General features: G+C 39.4%; 18 protein-coding genes. 5 read left to right on the top strand and 13 right to left on the bottom strand.

The features are described 5' to 3' along the window. Nucleotides 1–70: 70 nt before the first annotated feature. Complete coding sequence (trxB, locus tag HC725_RS11215) at nucleotides 71–1030, bottom strand: thioredoxin-disulfide reductase (RefSeq protein WP_190331909.1); 960 nt, start codon at nucleotides 1028–1030, stop codon at nucleotides 71–73. 140 nt (nucleotides 1031–1170) lie between these two features. Then, entirely contained in the window at nucleotides 1171–2007 is an 837-nt protein-coding gene (locus HC725_RS11210; protein WP_190331908.1) for a DUF2797 domain-containing protein, read from the bottom strand. Nucleotides 2008–2234: 227 nt separating this feature from the next. Between HC725_RS11210 and HC725_RS11205 the strand changes: the two genes are divergently transcribed. Next, a complete protein-coding gene (locus HC725_RS11205) occupies nucleotides 2235–3566 on the top strand; it encodes a GGDEF domain-containing protein (RefSeq protein WP_190331907.1) in 1332 nt (443 codons plus the stop codon). A gap of 50 nt (nucleotides 3567–3616) precedes the next feature. Here HC725_RS11205 and HC725_RS11200 read toward each other — a convergent pair whose 3' ends face one another. The 4 genes from HC725_RS11200 to HC725_RS11185 all read right to left on the bottom strand — a co-directional run bounded on the left by HC725_RS11200 (nucleotide 3617) and on the right by HC725_RS11185 (nucleotide 8362). Beyond that, entirely contained in the window at nucleotides 3617–4345 is a 729-nt protein-coding gene (locus tag HC725_RS11200) for a SanA/YdcF family protein (RefSeq protein ID WP_190331906.1), read from the bottom strand. Nucleotides 4346–4599: 254 nt separating this feature from the next. Continuing rightward, complete coding sequence (locus HC725_RS11195; RefSeq protein WP_190331905.1) at nucleotides 4600–6288, bottom strand: NAD-dependent malic enzyme; 1689 nt, start codon at nucleotides 6286–6288, stop codon at nucleotides 4600–4602. Between the two features lie 374 nt (nucleotides 6289–6662). Further along, on the bottom strand, nucleotides 6663–7766 hold the full coding sequence (locus HC725_RS11190; protein ID WP_190331904.1) for a phosphoribosylaminoimidazolesuccinocarboxamide synthase: 1104 nt from the start codon (nucleotides 7764–7766) through the stop codon (nucleotides 6663–6665). 188 nt (nucleotides 7767–7954) lie between these two features. Then, nucleotides 7955–8362, bottom strand: coding sequence for a hypothetical protein (locus HC725_RS11185; protein WP_190331903.1), 408 nt, complete (start codon nucleotides 8360–8362; stop codon nucleotides 7955–7957). 297 nt (nucleotides 8363–8659) lie between these two features. On the opposite strand from HC725_RS11185, the gene aqpZ reads away from it, so the two are divergent. Then, complete coding sequence (gene aqpZ / locus HC725_RS11180; RefSeq protein ID WP_342365949.1) at nucleotides 8660–9388, top strand: aquaporin Z; 729 nt, start codon at nucleotides 8660–8662, stop codon at nucleotides 9386–9388. A gap of 162 nt (nucleotides 9389–9550) precedes the next feature. On the opposite strand, the gene HC725_RS11175 is transcribed toward aqpZ, so the two are convergent. Continuing rightward, the gene (locus tag HC725_RS11175) at nucleotides 9551–9736 is read right to left on the bottom strand and encodes a hypothetical protein (protein ID WP_190331901.1); all 186 of its coding nucleotides are present in this window, start codon (nucleotides 9734–9736) and stop codon (nucleotides 9551–9553) included. A 116-nt stretch (nucleotides 9737–9852) separates the two neighbouring features. Beyond that, entirely contained in the window at nucleotides 9853–10539 is a 687-nt protein-coding gene (locus HC725_RS11170; protein WP_190331900.1) for a DUF2786 domain-containing protein, read from the bottom strand. 255 nt (nucleotides 10540–10794) lie between these two features. On the opposite strand from HC725_RS11170, the gene ydiJ reads away from it, so the two are divergent. Continuing rightward, a complete protein-coding gene (gene ydiJ, locus HC725_RS11165; protein ID WP_190331899.1) occupies nucleotides 10795–13905 on the top strand; it encodes a D-2-hydroxyglutarate dehydrogenase YdiJ in 3111 nt (1036 codons plus the stop codon). 98 nt (nucleotides 13906–14003) lie between these two features. Here the strand turns inward: ydiJ and HC725_RS11160 are convergent, their stop codons facing one another. The 3 genes from HC725_RS11160 to HC725_RS11150 form a co-directional block, all read right to left on the bottom strand. Next, the gene (locus HC725_RS11160; RefSeq protein ID WP_190331898.1) at nucleotides 14004–16817 is read right to left on the bottom strand and encodes an Hsp70 family protein; all 2814 of its coding nucleotides are present in this window, start codon (nucleotides 16815–16817) and stop codon (nucleotides 14004–14006) included. 99 nt (nucleotides 16818–16916) lie between these two features. Next, nucleotides 16917–18773 carry an Hsp70 family protein gene (locus HC725_RS11155; protein WP_190331897.1) on the bottom strand — a complete coding sequence of 619 codons (1857 nt, stop codon included), beginning with the start codon at nucleotides 18771–18773 and terminating at the stop codon, nucleotides 16917–16919. Further along, the gene (locus HC725_RS11150; protein WP_190331896.1) at nucleotides 18773–19399 is read right to left on the bottom strand and encodes a DUF2760 domain-containing protein; all 627 of its coding nucleotides are present in this window, start codon (nucleotides 19397–19399) and stop codon (nucleotides 18773–18775) included. The genes HC725_RS11155 and HC725_RS11150 overlap by 1 nt, the downstream gene beginning before the upstream one ends. Nucleotides 19400–19732: 333 nt before the next feature. On the opposite strand from HC725_RS11150, the gene HC725_RS11145 reads away from it, so the two are divergent. Further along, the gene (locus HC725_RS11145) at nucleotides 19733–20281 is read left to right on the top strand and encodes a 3'-5' exonuclease (protein WP_190331895.1); all 549 of its coding nucleotides are present in this window, start codon (nucleotides 19733–19735) and stop codon (nucleotides 20279–20281) included. 168 nt (nucleotides 20282–20449) lie between these two features. Here HC725_RS11145 and HC725_RS11140 read toward each other — a convergent pair whose 3' ends face one another. Both HC725_RS11140 and HC725_RS11135 read right to left on the bottom strand, forming a co-directional pair. Further along, nucleotides 20450–21841 carry an L-cystine transporter gene (locus HC725_RS11140; RefSeq protein ID WP_190331894.1) on the bottom strand — a complete coding sequence of 464 codons (1392 nt, stop codon included), beginning with the start codon at nucleotides 21839–21841 and terminating at the stop codon, nucleotides 20450–20452. Between the two features lie 183 nt (nucleotides 21842–22024). After that, nucleotides 22025–22648 (bottom strand): LysE family translocator, encoded by a 624-nt coding sequence (locus HC725_RS11135; RefSeq protein WP_190331893.1) that lies wholly within the window; start codon nucleotides 22646–22648, stop codon nucleotides 22025–22027. A 237-nt stretch (nucleotides 22649–22885) separates the two neighbouring features. Here HC725_RS11135 and HC725_RS11130 point away from each other — a divergent pair, with 237 nt between their 5' ends. Next, the gene (locus tag HC725_RS11130; RefSeq protein ID WP_190331892.1) at nucleotides 22886–23362 is read left to right on the top strand and encodes a GNAT family N-acetyltransferase; all 477 of its coding nucleotides are present in this window, start codon (nucleotides 22886–22888) and stop codon (nucleotides 23360–23362) included. Nucleotides 23363–23388 lie beyond the last annotated feature (26 nt).

Raw genomic sequence — 23388 nt, 5'->3', positions numbered from 1 at the left:
TAAATTAGCTTAAATTACGTGCTAATTTATTGTTATCGCTAAAATAGTTATTAGCGGTTAAATTTTGATTTTACAGGGTATTCATTTCATCCAAATAGCGCTCAGCATCTAATGCAGCCATGCAGCCGGTTCCAGCAGAGGTAATTGCTTGTCTGTAGTTATGATCCATGACATCGCCGGCAGCAAAAACGCCCTCAATACTGGTTTGAGTTGCGTTGCCGTCTAAACCTGATTTAACCACAATATAACCATCTTTCATTTCAAGCTGATTTTGGAAAATATCAGTATTCGGTTGATGGCCGATCGCTATAAAAGCGCCCATAACATCGATTTGCTCTACGTTATCAGATTGAGTATCTTTAATTCGAACACCGGTGACTCCCATTTCATCACCAACGACTTCTTCTAACGTGCGATCGGTGTGAAGAATAATATTTCCGTTAGCGACTTTATCCATTAGACGTTTAATCAGGATTTTTTCAGCGCGGAAATTATCGCGACGGTGTATCAGGTGTACCTCAGAAGCGATATTAGACAGATACAGTGCTTCTTCTACAGCGGTATTACCACCGCCAACAACGGCAACTTTTTGATTACGATAAAAGAAACCATCGCAAGTTGCACATGCTGATACGCCACGACCTTTAAATGCTTCTTCTGATTCCAAACCTAAGTATTTAGCAGAAGCACCAGTTGAAATGATTAATGCATCGCAAGTGTACTCTACCGAGTCGCCTTTTAAGCGAAATGGGCGTTGGCTTAAATCGACTTCATTAATATGATCAAATAGCATTTCAGTTTCAAAACGTTCAGCGTGTTCTTTCATTCTTTCCATCAGAGCAGGGCCAGTTAAGCCTTCTGCATCACCAGGCCAGTTTTCTACTTCTGTCGTGGTCGTTAATTGGCCACCTTGTTGCATACCTGTAACTAATACAGGATTGAGATTGGCGCGAGCAGCATAAACGGCGGCAGTGTAGCCAGCAGGCCCAGAACCGAGAATGAGTAAATTACAATGCTTAACCTTGCTCATGGAAACTCCGAAATTAAATGAGAGGGAGAGGAATGCGTATGAGCGATTGTAGGGAAAATGCAGGAGTAAAGAAAGTGTTAGATACTAATTCTTAGCACCGCAGCAAAGCTCTATTTACTGCGGGTCTACAATTAATACATTTAGTCGCTAAAAGTCACTTCATAGGAACCAAATTTACGAATATTAATCACGCCAGTATCTAGGATTAGGTATTGCCCTTTAATTCCTTGCAAAATACCTGATACAACAGGGTTTTTATCAAAGTTATGAGAAACTATTTTAACGGGGTGTTGTTCCACGGGATATTCAATTGGCGTAATTTCACCCGATAATATCTTTATTGCATCATCACCATGTTCTTGTTTAATTGATTCAATGACTGTCACAATATGTGGTAACAATTCTGCAAACTTATCTTCCAAAGCAATAGGTTTACCATCTTCTTTTAACAAAGTACGCCAGTTAGTTTTGTCGGCAATATGCTTCGCTAATTCAACTTCGATTAAACCGGAAATATAGCGAGTTTTGACTTTAAAAATAGGTAGGCCTTGAGTGGCACCTTGATCGATCCAGCGAGTTGGGATTTGAGTATGGCGTGTAATACCTACTTTGATACTTGAAGTGTTAGATAAATAGACATAGTGATCCACCATACAATTAGCTTCACCCCATTTAGGCTCACGACAAGTGCCTTCATCATAGTGGCAGGTTTCTGGTTTCATGATGCACATATCACAGCTAGCCAGTTTTTTCATACAGACATAGCAATGGCCTTGGGAGTAACTTTTCTTTGTTTTCTTTCCACATGCAGAACAAAAAATATTGCCGCTGTGAATTAGTGTGATTTCTTTACCAATATAAGGCATAAGGTCAATGACGTCATCGCCCACAGGAAGGCCATATTGAACTTGGTTGTTTTGTTGTGAATCAAGAGATGAACGTAGTTTTGATAGTGTACCAGTAATGGTAAAAGACATAGTAGGGTCCAGTGGAGTTGGCAAGTGTGCTCGTAAAAACAAGGTGTAAGAGGGGTATTAGTTTACAGTAAAAAGAAGGTGGAGTGGATTAGTTTATTGTACCGAACATTTGATAATATTGACTTGCATCTAAGATTGATATGATTAAATAAGGATGATCTTTATTATTGTTGACTAATTTAATAATATTTATTTATTATTTATCTCGGTATATCTAAGGTGTTGAGATGAGTTCAGAAAATATAGTCAATAAATCAATATTATTAGTTGTTATCCTCAATATATTTATTACGGCGATCTATTTATTATTTAATGACCAAAAAAGCCTATTAATTACACCAGAGAAATATGTTTATTCGGTAGCGACAGATCAAGCTCTAGGAGGGAGAAGCCTCGCATCAATTCACTCAGAAAAGGATACAACGACTATGTTCTGTGAGCTTAACAATAGTGAGAACTACCGCTGGCCTTATTGTGAATTGACGATTCATCTTTCTGATAACATTAAAAATGGATTAGATTTATCCCTGTACAGCTCAGTTATTCTTGATGTTGATTACCGTGGCCCTGAAAGTGGCAGCCAAAAAATTAGAGTTAATTTACGTAATTTCGAAGAGGATATATTTAATCCAGATGATAACAATACCATTAAATATAATGGTATTGAGTATGCTCCAGGTCTGCATCAAGGAGCAAGAATAGTTGATTTTGGTAAGTTTCAAGTATTAACGTGGTGGTTGTTCGATTACAACATTGATCTTGAACATTCAGGAGTTAAATTAAATAACGTTCCTTTTCTCCAAATAGCAACAGATTCAGGATCAGAAGCAGGACTTCATCAAATAACCATTAATAAAATAATGTTTATAGGTAATTATATTCGGCGCTCAACCTTTGCATTTATATTGCTTTTTACTTGGATTGTTGGGGCAATTTTTTTGTTTGTTTATCAACGAACTTCTGCTCGAGTTGAAATTGAGAAAATGGAAGCTCGAACTAAATCTTTGGCGTTGATGAATCAGAGGCTAAGTCTGCGCTGTAATGAGATTGAAGAAATGGCGACAAAAGATCAATTAACTGGGGCTGTGAATCGACATGGCATTAAAGATTGGTTGGATAATATTGCTCGGAGAGTTCGTTGGGGGCTTGATTCGGTTTCAATTATTTATGTAGATTTAGATAACTTTAAGTTCATAAACGATCAATTTGGTCATCAAGTTGGTGATGAGATCTTGCGGCAATTTGTAGATTTAACACGTTCAGAGTTACGCGACAGTGATAACTTAGTTCGATGGGGAGGAGAGGAGTTTATTATTTTTTGTTCTGGTTCAAATATTCATATTGCAGCAAGAATTGCGGAAAGAATTCGCATGACAATTGAAAACCATCAATGGGAAATGGCAGTTAAACTTACTTGTAGCTTTGGCGTCACTGAATTGGTGGCGGGTGAACGTGTAACAGAAATGATTGCTCGAGCTGATGAGGCGTTATATCAAGCAAAAAATAATGGGCGAAATAGAGTAGAGACATTAGAAAAACTGACCATTTCGCCTCGTTGATATTGGAAGTGATTTTGATGCTGCTTGTAGTATTGATGACTTGGACTGAATCAGTTATGGATATTTTCATCTCTCTTAGAGTTTTCAGTATTCATAATGTCATGAGGGTTAAAGATCGGTTTAATTGGACCTAGAAATTTTGGTTTTGCATTTAAAATATAAAGATCAAGAAAGGCCTTCGTCCTGGCAAATACTTCTCTTAGCCTGACATGGAACCCTGATGTTTCAAGTGGTCCAGGCACGGCCAAACAACTGGCATCGATATGGTGATATTGTGCAATATACAGAGCACGCTCACAGTGGAAGTCTTGTGTGATGATCAAAAAATGATCAGCTTGGAAAATATCTCTTGCTCGGATGATTGAGTCTAAAGTTCGAAAACCGGCATAGTCTAAATAGATTTTCTTGTCCTCTATACCTGCTTTTAACAAATCTCGTTTCATTGTCCACGGCTCATTATATGAACGGTGAGCATTATCTCCACTTAATAGAAAGGTTTGAACTTTTTTTTGTCGGTATAAACTAATCGCAGCTTCAATACGGTGCGAATAGTAGATATTTAAGGTTCTTCCGATGTACTTGCTGGTACCTAACACTAACCCAATATCATGAGGAGGAACGTCACTAATATTATGATAAATGGAGTCTTGAGTTTTCCAACTGATAATACGATCGATTGCAAAAACGAACAGGCACACAGATAAAATAGCCGATATAAAAACATAAGCTACAATCAGAAAAAAAGAACGGTTAAAGAAAAAAGTTCGTTTATGTTGCATTGACGCAGTATCCATAGCTTGCCTTTTCTTGGTCACGATCATTAAGTGTGGAGACCAAGTAATAATAAATATCCTATCAACATTAAATTGTTGTCGAAGGTTAATCTCAAATACCGATGATACCAGTCCAATGCAATCGTGAAAAATAAAAATGCCCACTAAGAATAGAAATAGTGGGCATGTGTTTTTTTATTATCAAGCACTCGTATTACCAAGTGCTTCTTATTACAGTATATTGCAGTACATTAGGCCGTTTAGAATGCCGTGCGTTTATATTGACGGTACTCCGGTTGCCAGAATCCATTGCTAATTGCAGTTTCAATTGCTTCATCAGTAATCTCAAGAGCAACGCCTTGCTCAATAGCTTTTTTAGCCACGGCAAAAGCGATTTTTTTCGAAACTGCATGTATTTCTTCTAATGGCGGTAATAATGCCCCTTTGCCTTTTATTGCCAATGGTGAGCACTCAGCTAGAGCTCTGCTCGATTCCATCAGCATTTCATCGGTTACGCGAGAGGCTGATACAGCGAGTACTCCGAGTCCAATGCCTGGGAAGATATAACTATTATTGCATTGTGCAATAGGATAATCCTTTCCTTCATACCTTACTGGTTCAAAAGGGCTGCCTGTGGCTACAAGTGCCTGACCTTTAGTCCAGTGGAAAATATCATGTGGTGTGCCTTCAACACGACTAGTCGGATTAGATAGTGGGAAAATTATAGGGCGTTCGCAGTTGCTATGCATTGCCTCGATAACTTCTTGACTAAATAAACCAGGAACACCTGAAACGCCAATCATTACTGTTGGTTTTGCATTCTTAATCACATCAATTAATGCAAAACCTGGTTCTTCACTTTTCCATTTCGAAATATGTTTCTTTTTCTGGATGAGCTTTTGCTGAAAATCAAGTAGGTTTTTCATGCCCTCTTGTAACAGACCCCAACGGTCAACCATGTATACTCGTGACCGTGCTTGTTCATCTGTTAATCCTTCTGCAACCATTTGAGCAATGATAGCTTCAGCAATTCCGCAACCTGCAGAGCCTGCACCTACAAAGGTAATGCGCTGATCAGACAATTGGCTACCTGCTGCATGACACGCGGCAATCAAAGAGCCCACAGTAACGGCTGCAGTACCTTGAATATCATCATTGAAACAACAAATCTTATCTTTGTAACGTTCAAGTAACGGCATCGCATTTTTTTGAGCGAAGTCTTCAAATTGAATCAGGGCATCAGGCCAGCGGTGTTTGATGGCTTGGATAAAATCATCCACGAATTTATTGTATTCATCACCAGTAATACGCGCATGACGCCAGCCCATATACATAGGATCGGCTAATCGCTGTGGGTTATTTGTACCTACATCAAGAACAATTGGGAGAGTGTAAGCTGGGCTTATACCACCACAAGCGGTATATAATGAAAGCTTACCAATTGGAATGCCCATGCCGCCAATACCTTGGTCACCTAAACCTAAAATACGCTCACCATCGGTTACCACAATGACTTTTACATTTTGGCTGGTGGCATTGTTGATTAGATCATCGATGCGATCACGGTTTGGATATGAAATGAAAAGTCCACGTCCACGGCGATAAATATTGGAAAAGTTTTCGCATGCTGCACCAACTGTCGGTGTGTAGATAATTGGCATCATTTCGGTAATATGATTTTGAACTAATCGATAAAATAAAGTTTCATTCGTATCTTGAATGTTCCTTAAATAAATGTGCTTATCCATATCGCTTTCAAAAGCCGTATATTGTCGATATGCACGTTCAACTTGTTCTTGAATCGTTTCCGTAGCTTCAGGCAGTAGCCCTTCGAGGTTAAATGCTTTTCTCTCTTCAGTTGTAAAACCACTACCTTTATTCAGTAGTGGGGTTGCCATTAAGACTGGGCCGGCGTAAGTAATATATAAAGGGCGTTTATCATTATTCATGTGGGACTCTTTTATTTTTCACGAGCAATGGATATTTAGTGGTCGGATTGCACTACTTTATGGGCTGTCGTTATTCTACGATCTTATTTTAAGGCCCCTATGATAAAAGGGATGTTAAGATTGTAAATAATTTTAGCATTATGTTTGGCTCTGGCGCACAAATAATGCGAATTCAACATATTAGCGAGCTTTCAGTTATATAATTGTGACGATAAGATAAAATATTACAATGAAAGGTTATTTTGTTATGTGCGGTATGGCACAATTTTGTTAAATAATGTTTAAATCATTGTATACAATTTATCGCGTGAATAAAAAATAAACCAGAGGGGGGTCTGGCTTATTTTTTATTTTAGAAGTTAACAGTCTATGCCTTAAACGATCAAGTCATATTCTTTTTGTAGGACGTCAATGATTTCTTGCTTTGGATTCTCACTTAGCATGATTGGCTTGCCGATAATCTTCTCTGCAATAGCTAAGTATGTATGCGATATCTTCATGATTTCTTCAGCTGGTAATACGTTATCTTCGGCGAGAGCAAAACGTTCAGGCATACGATTTTTATTTAATAAAATATCTGGTTCAGGGAAGTGTTGTAGTAAAAATTGGCGGAAACCTTCTTTCGAATTTTCGACGATTTTTCCATCTTCGTAAGCATGCTTATCCCAGATACGAGAAGAATCAGGGGTGCCTACTTCGTCCATATAGATAAGTTTTTCATTGCCTGTAGCATCTTGAACATAGCCGAATTCAAATTTAGTATCGACAAAAATTTGGTCAACCTCGTTCAAAGCCTGACTGATGACCTTAAAGCCTTCTTTTAATAGCTTTTCATATAAGCCAATATCTTCAGGCTTGGAGAAGTTGAAGGCCGAAAAGTTATTTTTAATATCATCTCGAGTGACATTGACATCATCAGCTTCAGGGACATTTGGAATGCCCTTTAAAATACCTTTGGTTGATGGTGTCATTAATAATTCAGGTAAAATTTGGTCTTTCCCCAAATTGTCCGGCAGATTAATGCCACAAAATTCGCGTTCGCCTTGGTCGTATGCTCGCCACATTGATCCAGTAATGTATTGACGACAAATTGCTTCAATCATTACAGGTTTCGCTTTTTGGACAATCCATACAAAGGGATGAGGAATATCTAGAATATGGCTATCAGCAAGTCCATTATCTTTAAATAATTGGAACCAGTGATTCGAAATAGCGTTTAGTGCCGCACCTTTCCCTGGGACTCCATTCAAGCCGCCTTCACCACGCCAAATACAATCAAAGGCAGAAATACGGTCACTTATGACCATGATCGCTAATGGAGCATCTGCTGCTACGTTGTAGCCTTTTTCTTGAATTAATCGACGGCTATCTTTTTCAGTTAACCAATAAACAGAACGGACTTTGCCACTATGAACAGGTTTATCTGTACGGATAGGGAGATCATCATTCACGGCAAGGACTTGATTAGCAGGGCTCATTTCCATATTCCTATTTAAAACTAGGCTAATAATGACAGGCATGAAAGACTCACACCGGAAAGCCAAATAGTAACAGAATTATGGTTAACTCATCCAGAGAAAAAGCAAACGTTTGCTTTGGTTTTTAATTTAGAATAAATAATTGAATGTGATGTCATATAGGGCTCAATTTTAGAGCCTAAATTACATTAATGGATATTTCGCATTAAAGTATTTTGCATATCTTGTGTCATAAAAAAGACCTCACATGCCGTTTCTTTTGCTTTTAATTCGATTGCGATACGATCTTTTGTACTGAATGAATCACCGGTTACTATGGCACTTGCCGTGTTGACTGATAAGACTTTCATAATGACATCCGTTTCACTCATTACTTGTGATGATTTCATTTTAATCACTTTTTTAGCTTCGATATTAAAGCAGCGTAATTCACTTACCGTTGGTAACGTTGCTTGGTCGGTGAATATTATCCATTTAGGCTGTTTAGCTAAAAGAGATAACCGAGCAAATAAGGGACTGTTAACTGAATACAGCTCTTGATTTGCCGCTAATAACATCGATGCTTTTGCTTCATTTGAAGAAGAATGAGTCAACATAATACTGTCCATATATCCATACTGTATGCATGAACAGTACTTGTGTTTGGTGCTATTATCAAGTCAATTATTGAGATATTTATTAATAAATGTGATTTTTGTCACTTTTTATTTGTGGTTTCATCAAACTGCTATAAACTTCAAATGTGTGTTAACTGGTTCATAAACAAGTAAATAATCAGATTAATACTCATATTGATTGAAAGTTAGTGATATTAAGGGCAGGAGGCTTATATGGCTTTTTTGTTTTTAAGTTGGTGCAAACTTTTAAATACAAACTATTGTTAGTTTAATGAAATAGATAGGAATGAAACGATGAATAAATATTTAGCGGAATGTTTTGGTACGTTTTGGCTAGTCCTTGGCGGGTGTGGCAGTGCGGTATTAGCTGCTGGTTATCCTGAGCTGGGTATTGGTTTTGTTGGTGTTGCACTGGCGTTTGGCCTAACCGTTTTAACCATGGCTTTTGCTATCGGTCATATTTCTGGTTGCCACTTAAATCCAGCAGTATCTATTGGCCTTTGGGCTGGTGGCCGTTTTCCTGCTAATCAACTTTTGCCATATATTATCTCTCAAGTAGTTGGCGGTATTATTGCTGGTGGTGTTCTTTATGTGATTGCTTCTGGTAAAGCTGGATTTGATCTTGCTGGTGGGTTTGCATCAAATGGTTATGGTGCGCATTCACCAGATGGCTATTCTATGATCGCTGCTTTGGTTTGCGAAATCGTAATGACAATGATGTTCTTGATCGTCATCATGGGTGCGACAGATAAGCGCGCTCCTGCTGGTTTTGCTCCTATCGCCATTGGTTTATGTCTAACTCTGATCCACTTAATCTCTATTCCAGTAACAAATACTTCAGTTAACCCTGCTCGTAGTACTGCCGTAGCTGTATTTGTAGGTGATTGGGCGACATCACAATTATGGCTATTCTGGGTTGCTCCAATCATTGGTGCAATTTTAGGAGCCTTGATTTATCGTGTTATTGGTTGTGAGAAAAGTTGCGAAAAAACTGAAAACGCATAAGCATAAATAATTTGTATTTGAGTGATAGGGTATATCTTACTTTATCCATACAAATAGGATTTATTATCCGAATTCAGGAAGTTAAAAAAGGCGCTTATTGGTTATAAAACCAAGCGCCTTTTTTTATGCATGTCGGGTTGTTCTAAAGCGGGCATTATAAGATTAGTTAAGTCTGCCTTGTTTCTCTCGTAATGCGACTTCGGCTAAGTTGAACTGGCGAACATCAATCTTGGCAAGATCATGACATTCTGAACAAGTGTGGTTACTGATCCCATCAACATAATCTAAACGTACTAAATTAGCGGTAAATTGTTTACACCAATCGCATGTCCCATATTTCTTTTCCATTTTTGTCCTATTTACTGCTAGCTATAATCCACAAGAGTGTAGTGAAGCTTATGTTGCAAGGGAAATTCATTTTTCATGTATTTAGTGCGTTTGATCTCAAAATTAAGTAATGGAGATCACTGGGTTAATTTTTTCTTTTCAGCTGCGCCATCAATAGGGCGATTGACTGAAATCTTACGCCCTTTTTTTAATCCTACTTCATAATCAGCGGTGAGGTTTTTCATCGCCTCTCTTAACTGCTGTTTGAATGTCTCGCGGTCAATGTTGGCAAACTCTTTATCAATATAGTTATTAATTTTATTGGTAGAGTCATCATCAGGTGCAATTAAAGGTAATTTTTCTAGAGCGCCTTCAATCCAACCTGAAACAAACGAATTGACGCGTCTTGTGACTTCGAGACTTCCTGTTCCAGATCCTGAAAAGCTATTGCGGAACTGTCCTGTATGTTCGTTCATTTCGCGGTAAACGATATCAAAAGCAAAAGCGGCAAAAATAGCGCGGTCAGCCTCGCCAATAAACTCGACACGCTTTAGCCCTTTATGATTGAGTAAAACAGCTTCAACACCAAATCGAGTATTAATACCACGAATGATGCGCAATAAATTTGAGCTAATACTAGAAGGCAGTAGATGGCTAGATTGGGTCTTACCAAGCTTAATAAAATCGATATCATCTTTATCTAACCCATATTTCAACATGAGTCGATGAGCCATTTTTATTGCTTGGGCTGCTTCGTTGACATTGGCTGAGTTACCTAGCTCAAGACATTTAGCAATTTTTTTAAGCGCTTTTTGTTTAGACATTCAATTCAGGCTATTTATCGAGTTAAGAAAATGAGCCGAGCATTCTACCGTTTTTCATCTCTTTTATAAAGATGTAAGCCGATTTTGCTTGTGGAATATTGTATTTAATATTTGTAATTTTTACTCCTAACAGTAAGTCAAATGTTGTAAAGTGATGAGATTCAAATAAATAACAACAGATCCCAAATGGAATGGGCGACGCTGTTTTATAAAAACTAATGTAGCGATGATGTTAGGACAGGGAGCAGAAATATAATGGTCGTTAAACGCGATAATTCTATCGATAAAAAGAGTCAAAAATCTTACCGTAACAACATATCTTTACCATCTCTTACTCATGGTTATTCTGTTGACCCAATTGTTGCTACATACCTTGAAGAATTGAAACGGTCAGGATTTGAAGGGCAAGTCGAACAATCTTATGCGAGCCGCCTAGCCGTTGCGACGGATAACAGCGTATATCAGCAATTACCTCAAGCAGTCGTGCTCCCCAAACATACTCAAGATGTACAACTGATTGGCAAAGTTGGTGCTCAAGATAAGTACAATACGGTCACTTTTTCAGCCCGTGGTGGCGGTACTGGTACTAATGGACAGTCGTTAACCAAAGGCATTGTGGTTGATATGTCTCGCCACATGAATAACGTTTTAGAAGTGAATGAAACTGAAGGTTGGGTAAGGGTTCAATCTGGTGTTATTAAAGATCAGCTAAATGATACTGTGCGTCAGTATGGGTATTTTTTCTCACCTGACCTTTCGACCAGTAACCGCGCCACAATTGGTGGCATGGTTAATACAGACGCTTCCGGTCAAGGTTCCTTAAAGTATGGCAAGACTTCTGATCATGTTTTATCGTTGCACGCCGTATTTGCGGATGGCTCATTTTATGATACGGAAGGGAAGAATAAACCTGAAGTTGGAACCTTTGCTAGTCGCGCCTTAATTCAAACAGAACAAATTTGTCGTGAAAATAGGGCAGCGATTGACGCTAAATTCCCTCCATTAAATCGTTTTTTAACCGGCTATGATTTAAAAAATGCTTTAAGTTTTGATAAAAATGAATCTGGTGAGTTTGATTTAGCACGAGTATTGTGTGGCGCTGAAGGTTCACTAGCGTTTATTACCGAAGCAAAATTAAACCTAACTCGAATTCCAAAAGCACGAACTTTAGTCAACGTTAAATATAATTCGTTCGATGCCGCCTTACGCAGTGCGCCATTTATGGTAGAAGCACAAGCCTTATCAGTTGAAACCGTTGATTCAAAAGTGTTGAACTTAGCTAAGCAAGATATTGTTTGGCATACCGTAAGTGATTTGTTGACTGATGTTGAAGGCAAAGACATGCAAGGCATCAACATCATTGAATTTGCCGATGAAAGTGAAACGAAAGTTAAGGCTTTAGTGGATGATTTGGTGGCGACTTTAAACGTTAAATTGGAAACAGAAGAAGGTGGGATCATTGGTTTTCAAGTGTGTAATGATTTATCTGGCATTAATAAAATCTACAATATGCGTAAAAAAGCGGTGGGTTTATTAGGCGGCGCGAAAGGGCGAGCCAAACCGATTGCCTTTGCTGAAGATACATGTGTACCACCTGAAAACCTTGCCGATTATATTGCTGAATTTAGAACCTTGTTAGATGGTAAGTCATTAAATTATGGCATGTTTGGTCATGTTGATGCTGGTGTATTACATGTTCGTCCAGCTTTGGATTTATGCGATCCTGAGCAAGAAAAACTAATGCATCAAGTTTCAGATGATGTAGTTAAACTCGTCGCAAAATATGGCGGTTTGATGTGGGGTGAGCATGGTAAAGGCTACCGTTCTGAATATGGCCCAGAATTTTTCGGTGACGAGCTATTTATGCAGCTTCGCCGGGTTAAGGCCGCTTTTGATCCACTAAACAAAATGAATCCGGGTAAAATTTGTACACCAATAGACAGCCGTGATGAGTTGGTTAAAGTCTCCGGAACAAAACGCGCATTTTATGACAGACAAATTCCAGTTAATGTTCGTGATAGTTTTAATCAGGCGATGGATTGTAACGGTAACGGTTTGTGCTTTAACTACGATGTGAATTCACCTATGTGCCCATCGATGAAAATCACCGCTGATCGCCGACACTCTCCAAAAGGACGCGCCGGTTTAGTGCGTGAATGGTTGCGCCAATTAACCGAGCAAGGAATTGATGTTTTAGATTTAGAGCAGCAAACGTTAACTCAGTCTACGTCGATTAAAACCATGATAGATCGTATACGGCATAGTGTGAATAAGAAGAAACAATATGATTTTTCTCATGAAGTTTATGATGCTTTAAATGGTTGTTTAGCGTGTAAAGCTTGCGCAAGTCAATGTCCTATTAATGTTGATGTTCCTTCATTTCGTTCGCGTTTCCTTAATATTTATTATTCGCGCTACCAACGTCCGGCAAAAGATTATCTCGTTGCTAACATTGAAACCTTATTACCGTTAATGGCGGCCGCGCCGAAAGTCGTCAATAGTATGTTAGGGATGAAATGGGTTCAGGATTTAACCAAAGCCAGCATTGGATATGTAGATACCCCGTTATTATCGACACCAACATTGAAGCAACATTTATCGCAAAATGAATGGGACACCCGCTTTAGTTTGTCGCATTTACAATCTTTATCGGATAGTGAAAAGCGAGATTATGTACTGGTGGTTCAAGATCCTTTCACCAGTTATTATGATGCGCAAGTGGTTACCGATTTTGTTTCATTGGCGATTAAGTTGGGTAAAAAACCAATTGTCTTACCGTTTAAACCCAATGGAAAAGCGCAACATATTAAAGGTTTTTTGAAGCAATTCACTAAGTCTGCGACGACAACTTCTGCATTTTTAAATGACATTGCTAAGTTAGATATCCCATTAGTTGGCGTAGAGCCTGCAATGGTTCTATGTTATCGCGATGAATATCAAGATGTGTTAGGTAAAGATGCTTGTCAGTTTAAAGTTCTTATGGCTCATGAATGGTTACTGCCTAATTTAACCTCATGCACCAATACCCCAACAGAGGAAATAGCAGATTGGTATTTATTTGCTCACTGCACTGAAAAGACCAAGTTACCTAATGCAGAAAAAGAGTGGGGACAAATATTTCAGTATTTTGGCGCGAGATTGCAAAGTATTGCGGTTGGGTGTTGTGGCATGGCAGGAACCTTTGGTCATGAAGCCGACAAGCTTGAAATGTCTCAAGGAATTTATCAACTTAGCTGGCAGCCAAATTTAAATCGTTTACCAAAAGAGCGCTGCCTATCGACGGGTTATTCTTGTCGTAGCCAAGTGAAGCGCTTTGAAGGAGAGAAACTTCAGCACCCATTACAGGCACTTCTATCAATTATATAAATTCTATTTTTGCTTTGTATTTATGAGTGATGATGAATGACGAAAAAGCTGCAGACTGAAAAATTTGCAGCTTTTTTTTATTCCAAAATTCAGGTTCATCAGTTCATCAGATGTAAGCCAGCAGGAATAGAATCGCCGAACACTTTTTTCGATTCATCTTCAGTTAACTCTTTTACTTCGCTGACTAAATCAATCCAAGTTTGACTAGCTCGGTTGAGTTGTAGTTTTTCTATGATTTGAGCACGAATATCGTCGGCAATATCACGACTACGATCACCCGTTTTGCGAGCCATCATAACGGCGGCAAAGGGGATGGTTGGTTCTTGCTTCCAATCCAAATCGAGTATTTTTACCAGCCATTGAGAGACTTGGGCTACAGGAATAGTATTATGTTGGCTGCCATATAATTGAGTGCGAGAGGCTAAACGCGCCAATGCCCACCAATGCGCTTGAACATAGTCATTACTTTTTTGCGCTCGGTTGAAAAACCAAGTGGCGAGTAACACTTTATCTTCACTGTCTAAGTGCTCTAATGATGCAGATAAACGAACCATTGCCTCATAGCCTTGCTCGCTGACGGCACCTTTGGCGCGATGTGCTCCGGGATGTAAATATTTAGCAATATCGGCCAAAATGGTTTCTTGTTGTTCTTGATTAAGTCCACCCGCGATACGGCGCCAGAAGATCCACCAGTCTGACCAAGTTTGACTGGAAGGGAATTGAATTCCTTGTTGGTATAAAGACCACGTTTGTTCACAGCGCCAACTATCAGTTGGATCACCAAATCCTGGGCGTAAACAAAATCCAGCTAAGCGTAGCCATTGTTTTTCATGATCGGCAGAGCGGCGGCGGCGCTTATTACCTAGTGAAAATGCATCGAATAATTGGCGTAAAGTCGAAAAATCCCACAACTCACGTTTGCCTAATTGTTTTTCTAAATCTTTATTCAGTGTTTTAATTAGCTTTGGATTGTCTATTTTTTTATTGGCGGAATAAGCGCTGGCAATCAAACCTTGGGCTTGAGTCAACCTTGGGTGTGCTTGTGCCTGCTCGAACTCTTCATGTTTTCGAGTTTCAAATTCTAATAACCATCTTTGCTTATTATCTTCCAAGCTAACACATTCTAATTTTAATGTGCCCACCTCGGTCAGTTGGCAAGCAAGCATGACCTCGACTCGATCTTTTTGATTGGCTTGCAGAGCATCGCGGGACGTATTGCTATCGAGAGTCGCGATATAAGGTGGCAATGGCCTAAAAGCGGCTTGAGATCGATTTTTATCAACATCAACTAACAAGCTGTTTTGCGGAGGAATTAATAAATTGGTGCTATCAATAAATTGCTCTTGCGTAGAGGTCAGCAGATCGATTTGAATAGGCTCTCCTAACGTGAGTAAAAATTTACGCCCCGTTAGACGTATTTCATGACCCGCTTCACTGCCTTTTGCGAGTAAACATAATGCCTGCGAAGCTTTCTTTTTTTGCTTGAGATGTAAGAAGTAAGAGCGGGCAGATCCACCACCAATTTTAAGCTGTGCGCCACGACGTGCTTTTGCATACGCGACAGCGCCGAATGCCACCGATAAATCTGGGTTTGGATTATCCAATAATGTAATGGGCGCATTGTTCCATTTATTGAATAAATCCACCATGCGGCTTTCAACTAATTGGCTATTAAACACACCACCGTTTAATAATAAGCCCGTGGGAATACGTTGTTCAGGAGCGTGATTTTGAATGAATTCAGCAATATGACGACTGATCGCCGCATCGGTAGCATAAGGCAGACCAAATTCAACGACGGCAGTACGGCGTTTTAGCGACATTTCATTTTTGCCGGTGAGAGGGAAAAAGCCATCCAGTACAATTTGATGGATCTCTTGCTTAGTAATCGGTGCGCTTTTCGTGCCACCAATTAATCGAGAGCCAGAACCTAATACGGATATCTTTGCTTGCTCGGGGGCATCGGGTCGCAGTAGATCTTCTTTTACTTTACGAGTTTGTTGGATTAGCTTCATCAGTGAGGCGGCGTTGAGTTTTTTGCTGGTGCTGTTATCACTTAAACGTTGTTCGGCAAGGTGGGCGAGAGCGAGATCAATATTGTCACCGCCGAGCATTAAGTGATCGCCAACCCCTATTCGATTAAGGCTTAATTTACCATCAACATGGGTCGCAGAGATTAAGCTAAGATCGGTTGTACCACCGCCAACATCGCAAACTAAAATTGATGGGATATTTTCTAGTTGCTCAGATGCTGAATCTAAATGGCGACTATACCAGTCATAACATACCGCTTGAGGTTCTTCCAATAAATGGATGTTCGGCAACCCTGCTAGTTTTGCTGCTTGTAGAGTCAAGTTACGCGCACTTTCATCGAATGATGCAGGGATTGTTATGACCACTTCTTGCTGTTCGAGTTTATGGATCGGGTGATGGTGATTCCAGCTTTGACGCATATGATTTAAGTAGCTAGCACTGGCGATTAATGGTGAAATTTTCTCTACATCATCACTCGATGACCAAGGCAAAATATCAGATTCTCGATCAACAGCATCATGTGAAAGCCAACTTTTCGCACTGGATACTTGGCGACCTTCGACTTTCGCGCCTAATTCACGCGCCCATTCTCCAATAATTGCATTGGGTAAATCATCAACAACCGTTTGATTATCCCAAGGCAGCGTTAAATCATGTTCCTGAAATTGGTTGTTGGCAGGATGAAAACGAAAAGATGGAAGAAGTGGTTTACGTGCTACTTCACCAGCGCCGACAAGCTGATCAATATCGAAAATAGCCACAGGACTGTGGGCAAGGTCATCTTGAATCTCGCAATAAGCCAACACACTGTTCGTGGTTCCTAAATCAATACCGATTAAGTATTGCGCTTTAGTTGAGTGAGAAAGTGTTGATGGCATAGCGATTCCTATTGAGAAAAGAGGGAATAAAACAAAAACGGCACATCATTCTAAGAGTCGAGTGATATGCCGTGCTGTTACTTCATCATAACGTGTACATTAGTGGCGAACACTAAATTCAACGTGCCATTTCTGGCCGTTATCTTTGGCGATGGCCTCAAGCTCAAGAGTGCCAATTTCGGTGATAGTAGCAGCTAAATTAACCACGACGACATCACCAATATTACGATCTTGCTGTGCATCCAATGTCATCTTAATTTCAGGCAATTCTTCAAGTTCTTCTGGCATCCAGAAATCTAAGTGGGTGCCAACACTATCTTCACGACGAGTATTTGAACCGTAGAATTGGAATTGAACTGGTTGGCCAATGACCAATCCAAACTCTTGATTTTCAACTTTAACATGGCTGCCTTCTTCTAAACCAAAGGGCGCGACGCAAATGGCTTCCATTGGTGGCGCCATTCCTGGAATTGCCGGCATTGCGCTTTCAATGCCCACATAATAACTATTAGCAATGCCACCACGGATCCGAACCCCTGCATTGTTATTGGTTATATTATGACGGATGAAACCATAATAAGCCGCGCCACGAGAAACAGCTAAATCAAGATCAACACCAGTTAATGCAGAGATTCCTTTAGCATTATCAGTAGTTAACCAACTATTGATGGTGCTTAAAAGACGATTTGACAGTAATTCTGATTTTAATACACCACCGTTAAATAGCACTTTAGTTGGCTTGATAAAGCTTGAGTTATCATTGTGATGGTTTTGAGCTTGGTTCTGACGAGTTAAGAATGCGGCAATATGACGTGTGATTGCAGCATCTTGAGCATAAGGTAGACCCAATTGCGTTAATGCCGCGCGAGTCGATTGTATTGGGTGCTCAGTCACGGCAACTTGTGGGAAGAAACCATCAACCAGAGTTTGCTGCACATCTTGTTGCGTTAATTCTGTTTTCAATGTGCTGCCAAGCAGTTTTGAACCCCGACTTGGCACGACAATTGGTACTGATGTTAAGTCGCTATCAGAAAGGAGCGCTTCTTTAGCATCACGACATAAATGTGCCAAAGCTTGAACTTGCCAAGGTTGAAGTTGTTTACCTTGCTGCGCCAAATTCATTTTTAGACGATAAGCGAGTGCAAGATCCATGTTGTCGCCGCCAAGCAAAATATGCTCACCAACCGCAATACGCTCTAAGGCCAAGTTACCATTCTGCTCAGTTACCGAAACTAGCGACAGATCGGTCGTACCGCCACCGACATCAACAACAAGTACCAGATCACCCAGTTCAACTTGTTCACGCCATTTGTCATTATTGCTATCAATCCAGCTATATAAAGCCGCTTGTGGTTCTTCTAACAGTGTCACTTGTTTAAAGCCCGCGTTACGCGCTGCTTCGGCAGTTAATTCTTTTGCAGCAGGATCAAAGGAGGCAGGGATCGTGATAGTCACTTGTTGCTGAACTAATGGAGCGCTAGCGTGTTGGTGATCCCAAGCTGAGATTAAATGCGCTAAATATAATTCAGTCGCTTTTAATGGTGACACTTTATCGATGTCATCAGCATCAGTTTGGCCTGATTGTGGTAAAAAGGCTTCACGACGATCAACACCGCCGTGGCACAACCAACTTTTTGCACTGGCGACTAAACGCATTGGAGTTTTGTTACCCATTTGACGTGCAATCGTGCCAACCAATGCATTGGGTTGTTGTGTCCAAGGTAGGGCGGTTGTCCCAGGTGCTAATTCCGTTTCATGGGCTTGATACAAAAATGAAGGTAGTTGATTTAATTCTTGGACTTGTCCTGATGCGATCAATTGCGCAATAGGAAAGACTTTTACCGACGCGTTTTCTTCGCTTATTGAGCGGTAAGATAAGACGCAGTTGGTGGTACCTAAATCGATACCAACAAAAAATTGGGCTTGATCGTTTTGAGACGAATTATTCATATCCATTACAGCTCAACCTCAGCTGGTGCTAATACTGAAGAGTCATAGTTTTCTGATAATTTAGGTAGGGTAATATTATCTGCTTTCCAACCGCGATGAATTAACGTGCCAGTAAATGGTGCTTGGCCTGAAACATGACCGGTTAAGCGAATTGCTTGTGCGTTAAAGCCTTGTTTGATCGTAATGCGTGTTTCTTCATCTTCACTGCGAATGTGAGAAAGAGTGAAGTGGTCGGCCAACACTTTTTGTCCACCAATATGAATCACACGTGCCGCTGCACCGACTTCTTCATCGCTAAAACCAGTAAGATCTTCTGATAAGAAATCAATTAAACGTGCTTCTTGTTGGAAGATAGACATTAATTGTAATGCAGACTCCGTTGGTGAACTTTTAAGCTTAGATTCTACTTGAATAATTTTTTCTACGATTTTTTCAACTTCGATTACTTTCTCGACTTCAACAATTTTTTCTACCGGCTTTTCTATTTCAACGATCTTCTCGACTGGCTTTTCAATGATTTTCTCAACCGTTTTACGGCGCATTGATAGTAATAAAAATAAAACCGTGGTTGCGGCTAAGATGATATGGAGAAGATCAAAAGTAGTTGGCATTGCTGATAAATCAAAAGTCATGGTGATGTCTCTGTTAGAAAATACTCAGTGACTTATCTTTGGGCGGATCTTGAAAAAACAAGGTCAACAAAAAGACAAGAGCAAGTCATAAAATTGGGATTATTTTATCATAATGAAACTCCACACCGTTAAAAATCGCGGTCACATTGCGGATATATTCATCTAAAAGAATGCACTTTTACCCACTTAAGCCTTTATGAGTTAAGTTACTGGTTAAATTATGGGCAAAGCATAGTGGTGATTGGTATTTTCTTGGCATTGGCATGGTTAATTTTGTTAGAATTCTTTTTTTAATATTGAGGCGGAATATTATGAATCATAATAGGAAAAACCATGAATTATAACAGAGTGGTATGCTTCGATTTAGAAATGTGCTGTTGGAGTCAAGATGATATAGAGAACCATCGTAGTGACAAGGTCACGGGTGAAATTATAGAAATTGGCTTAGCAGAGGTCGATCTTGTTCTTGGGACGATTGTGAAACGCGCACAGTTTTATGTAAAACCAGAAGTGGATGAAATTTCTGGTTTTTGTTATGAATTAACGGGAATAACACCTCGTATAGTGCAAAAACAAGGAAGACCACTAGAATCTGTTTTAAAATCCATGATCAAAAATTTTGGTGGTTCGAATAAAATTTATGCAGCTTGGGGACGAGATGATGAGATCTTGCGATTAGAATGTGAACAAAAAGGGCTCGTTTTTCCGTTTAAAGAATTTCTGAATCTTGCCACCTTGTATCGTATTCAATCTCGATTAAAAGATAAGCGCATTGGTCATAAAGAAGCACAAGAGAATTTGAGTATTGAGTGGGAAGGGCGGCAACATTCTGGCTATGTTGATGCATTCAATTTAGCTAAGGTCGCATTGGCTATTTTATAGTTTCATTTTTCATCTTATCAAAATAAGAAACCCACAGTATGTGTATAACATATTGTGGGTTTTCTATTTTAGCTAAGTAATCTATACCAAATTAGTTTCAGGCTATTATAGCGCTTTAATTAATACAGGGCTAATCAGCCTGTATAAAGCCTCAGTCTCGGTAAAGTATTAATCGGCAGTTTGCACTTGAATTGTTTTAAATTCTTGATTGATTTCTTTTTTATTACCCAACAAACGAGAAGTAATTGTGCCAGCTGTCATCGCGCCACTTACATTCAGTGCAGTACGAGCCATATCAATTAATGGTTCAATCGAAATTAACAAGGCAACAATAGTGACGGGTAATCCCATTGACGGTAATACGATAAGGGCTGCAAAAGTTGCGCCGCCGCCGATACCTGCAATACCGAATGAGCTAATAGTGATCATTGCGACTAAAGAAATAATGAAGTTGAAGTCCATTGGATTGATACCGACCGTTGGAGCGACCATCACGGCTAGCATTGCAGGATAAATGCCCGCACAGCCATTTTGTCCAATTGTGGCACCAAACGTTGCTGCTAAATTAGCAATAGCTGGTGGGACATTCAATTTAGTAATTTGAGCTTCAACATTTAATGGAATGGTTGCAGCTGAACTACGTGAGGTAAACGCAAACGTCAGTACTGGCCAGATGCGCTTAAAGTATTCTTTTGGACTCACACCTACGAAAGAAACTAATATTCCATGCACAATAAACATCAAGAAAATAGCAAGATAAGAAGCAACGATGAATCCAAGAAGATTTAAAATATCGCCGACACTTGATGTTGCTACTACTTTGGCCATTAAAGCTGCAATACCGTATGGCGTTAATGAAATAATCATACGAACCAAACGCATCACAATCGACTGAATAGCGTCAACAAAAGTACGAATAGGGGCTTCTAATTCTTTCTTTTCAATCATCACGCGGCGTGCCGCAATGCCCGTTAAAATACCGAAGATAACAACCGCAATAATGGATGTTGAACGAGAGCCAGTTAAATCAGCAAACGGATTAGTTGGAATAAAGCTCACTAGCATCTGTGGAATCGTAAGATCTGCGACGCTACCCATTTTAGTTTCTAACACAGAAATAGTCGCTGATTCGCGAACACCTTCAGTTAATCCAGCAGCTGATAAGCCAAATAAGTGAGTGACAAAAATACCAATAATAGCGGCAATCATAGTGGTGAAAAGGAGTACGCCGATAGTTAAACCACTAATTTTGCCAAGAGAGCCTGAGTTTTCTAATTTGACCACAGCAGCAATCATTGAGACGAGAACCAGCGGCATAATGACCATTTTTAGCAAGCCAACATATCCACTACCAACCACATTCACCCATTCAAGAGTTTGCTTGATGATAGGGTTACCCTCTCCATAAAAAACATGAACAAGCAGACCAAATGCACTACCGAATACTAATCCAAGTAGAACTTGGCGGGATAAACTGTTGTTGGCTTTTCTTTGTTGTAGGAACAAAAAGAGAAGGATGCCCACAAAAATCGCAAGATTAGCGATGACGGCAATAGACATATATTAATCCTTAATTTGTATAAAATTGACAAAATTTATTACTGAATTTATTGATCGCAAATTTACCGCTTTAATCTTGCAGGTACAAAGTGACATAAGGCATTAATTATGACGTTTAGTTATAAGTTCTTTTTTTGAGTAAAAATAAAGCATTAATCGCTTGTTTATTACCCTTGCATGGAGCTAACCAATCATGGCTAACCAAATACCAACAGCAATCATTAGTGTTCCTGCGATGCGGTTGAGAAAGCGTACATTATTTCCTTTACTTAAAAACAACCGTAGGCTCTTTCCTCCTGTGGCATAAGCAAGCATAGAAATAAATTCTGTACACAAAATAATCCCAATTAATACGATCATTTGATGAGAGACTGATTTATCGATATTAATAAAAGGAGGCAATAAAGAGATCATAAATGCCCAGCCTTTCGGATTGGCAATTGCAGTAATGAAACCTTGGCTAATCAACTGTAAACGTTGAGTCGGCTGTTGTTGACTATCTAAGTTGAGAGACATTTTCCCTTTGTTACGCCACATGTTAAAACCGATCCAAATTAGATATGCGCCGCCAATCCATTTTAAAATCATAAACAAGCTTGGGTAATTAAGCATAATTGCTGCAACGCCAATTACAGCAGCGGTAGCAACGACAGCAACACCAACGAGCTCGCCAGCCATCATCCATAGGGTCCGCTTAACACCAATACTCATTCCAAGCGTCAAAGCGAGAGTCATACACATACCGGGAGTAATCGAGACAAAAAAGAACGTAGGGATAAAAGCGGTGAGAAGGGCGTAATCTAGCATGAACGTTGTGCCTCGTGAGTGAATGTCAGAGTAGTGTAATGAATAAAAGTTGAGAGGAGAAGCTTAAAAAATGGCAAATATTTGATGGCATTTTAGAATCTAATGAATATTAGCATTAAAATAAAAAGGATTATTAAATACAAAAGTTCAGCTTTACAGTAAAATACAATGTTATACAAATATGTGTATGAAAAAATATCCACTCTCATTGATCACAATAAATAGGTTATTCCATTCATGATGGTAAAGATAAGAGCCGCGATAAAAAACGATCTCGAAAGTTTGGATGAACTGATGTTTCTTCTTCATGATCATCATTATCAAGCACAGCCTGAACTATTTAAAACAGCGCAAGAAATCGAACAAGAAAAGAGTATTGCACGATATTTAGAACACCCGGAATGTTTGGTCTTTGTTGCAGAAAAGGATGCGGAAATTATTGGCTTTATCACTGCACATTTTTGTGAATTGGTATCTTCGATAAGTAAACCCATTCCAATGGGAAGCATCGATGAGTTTTATGTTCATCCTAAATATAGAAATGGGGAAGTCTCAACTGCTTTATTTCATCGTATAGAGAAAACATTATTTGATTATGGTGTTGCTCAATTATTTGTTGAGGTGTGGAATTTTAACCAAGTAGGGCAAGGCTTTTATAAGAAGATGGGTTTTCAACCACATATACATTGTTTGCGTAAATCCTTAATCAACTAATTACGGCCTATTTATATATTCTAATT

Source organism: Vibrio sp. S17_S38 (assembly GCF_014694375.1).
Lineage (GTDB): Bacteria > Pseudomonadota > Gammaproteobacteria > Enterobacterales > Vibrionaceae > Vibrio.
The sequence above is the reverse complement of the archived record's forward strand: the minus strand, read 5'-3'. Positions and strand labels throughout refer to the sequence as shown.

What these genes read in the sequence shown, in the direction of transcription:
- HC725_RS11160 (WP_190331898.1), bottom strand. Translation starts at nt 16,817, where the DNA reads ATGCCATCAACACTTTCTCACTCAACTAAAGCGCAATACTTAATCGGT.
- HC725_RS11185 (WP_190331903.1), bottom strand. Translation starts at nt 8,362, where the DNA reads ATGTTGACTCATTCTTCTTCAAATGAAGCAAAAGCATCGATGTTATTA.
- HC725_RS11145 (WP_190331895.1), top strand. Translation starts at nt 19,733, where the DNA reads ATGAATTATAACAGAGTGGTATGCTTCGATTTAGAAATGTGCTGTTGG.
- HC725_RS11190 (WP_190331904.1), bottom strand. Translation starts at nt 7,766, where the DNA reads ATGAGCCCTGCTAATCAAGTCCTTGCCGTGAATGATGATCTCCCTATC.
- HC725_RS11140 (WP_190331894.1), bottom strand. Translation starts at nt 21,841, where the DNA reads ATGTCTATTGCCGTCATCGCTAATCTTGCGATTTTTGTGGGCATCCTT.
- HC725_RS11170 (WP_190331900.1), bottom strand. Translation starts at nt 10,539, where the DNA reads ATGTCTAAACAAAAAGCGCTTAAAAAAATTGCTAAATGTCTTGAGCTA.
- HC725_RS11150 (WP_190331896.1), bottom strand. Translation starts at nt 19,399, where the DNA reads ATGACTTTTGATTTATCAGCAATGCCAACTACTTTTGATCTTCTCCAT.
- HC725_RS11135 (WP_190331893.1), bottom strand. Translation starts at nt 22,648, where the DNA reads ATGCTAGATTACGCCCTTCTCACCGCTTTTATCCCTACGTTCTTTTTT.
- HC725_RS11175 (WP_190331901.1), bottom strand. Translation starts at nt 9,736, where the DNA reads ATGGAAAAGAAATATGGGACATGCGATTGGTGTAAACAATTTACCGCT.
- HC725_RS11205 (WP_190331907.1), top strand. Translation starts at nt 2,235, where the DNA reads ATGAGTTCAGAAAATATAGTCAATAAATCAATATTATTAGTTGTTATC.
- HC725_RS11130 (WP_190331892.1), top strand. Translation starts at nt 22,886, where the DNA reads ATGATGGTAAAGATAAGAGCCGCGATAAAAAACGATCTCGAAAGTTTG.
- HC725_RS11155 (WP_190331897.1), bottom strand. Translation starts at nt 18,773, where the DNA reads ATGGATATGAATAATTCGTCTCAAAACGATCAAGCCCAATTTTTTGTT.
- HC725_RS11210 (WP_190331908.1), bottom strand. Translation starts at nt 2,007, where the DNA reads ATGTCTTTTACCATTACTGGTACACTATCAAAACTACGTTCATCTCTT.
- trxB (WP_190331909.1), bottom strand. Translation starts at nt 1,030, where the DNA reads ATGAGCAAGGTTAAGCATTGTAATTTACTCATTCTCGGTTCTGGGCCT.
- HC725_RS11200 (WP_190331906.1), bottom strand. Translation starts at nt 4,345, where the DNA reads ATGCAACATAAACGAACTTTTTTCTTTAACCGTTCTTTTTTTCTGATT.
- HC725_RS11195 (WP_190331905.1), bottom strand. Translation starts at nt 6,288, where the DNA reads ATGAATAATGATAAACGCCCTTTATATATTACTTACGCCGGCCCAGTC.
- ydiJ (WP_190331899.1), top strand. Translation starts at nt 10,795, where the DNA reads ATGGTCGTTAAACGCGATAATTCTATCGATAAAAAGAGTCAAAAATCT.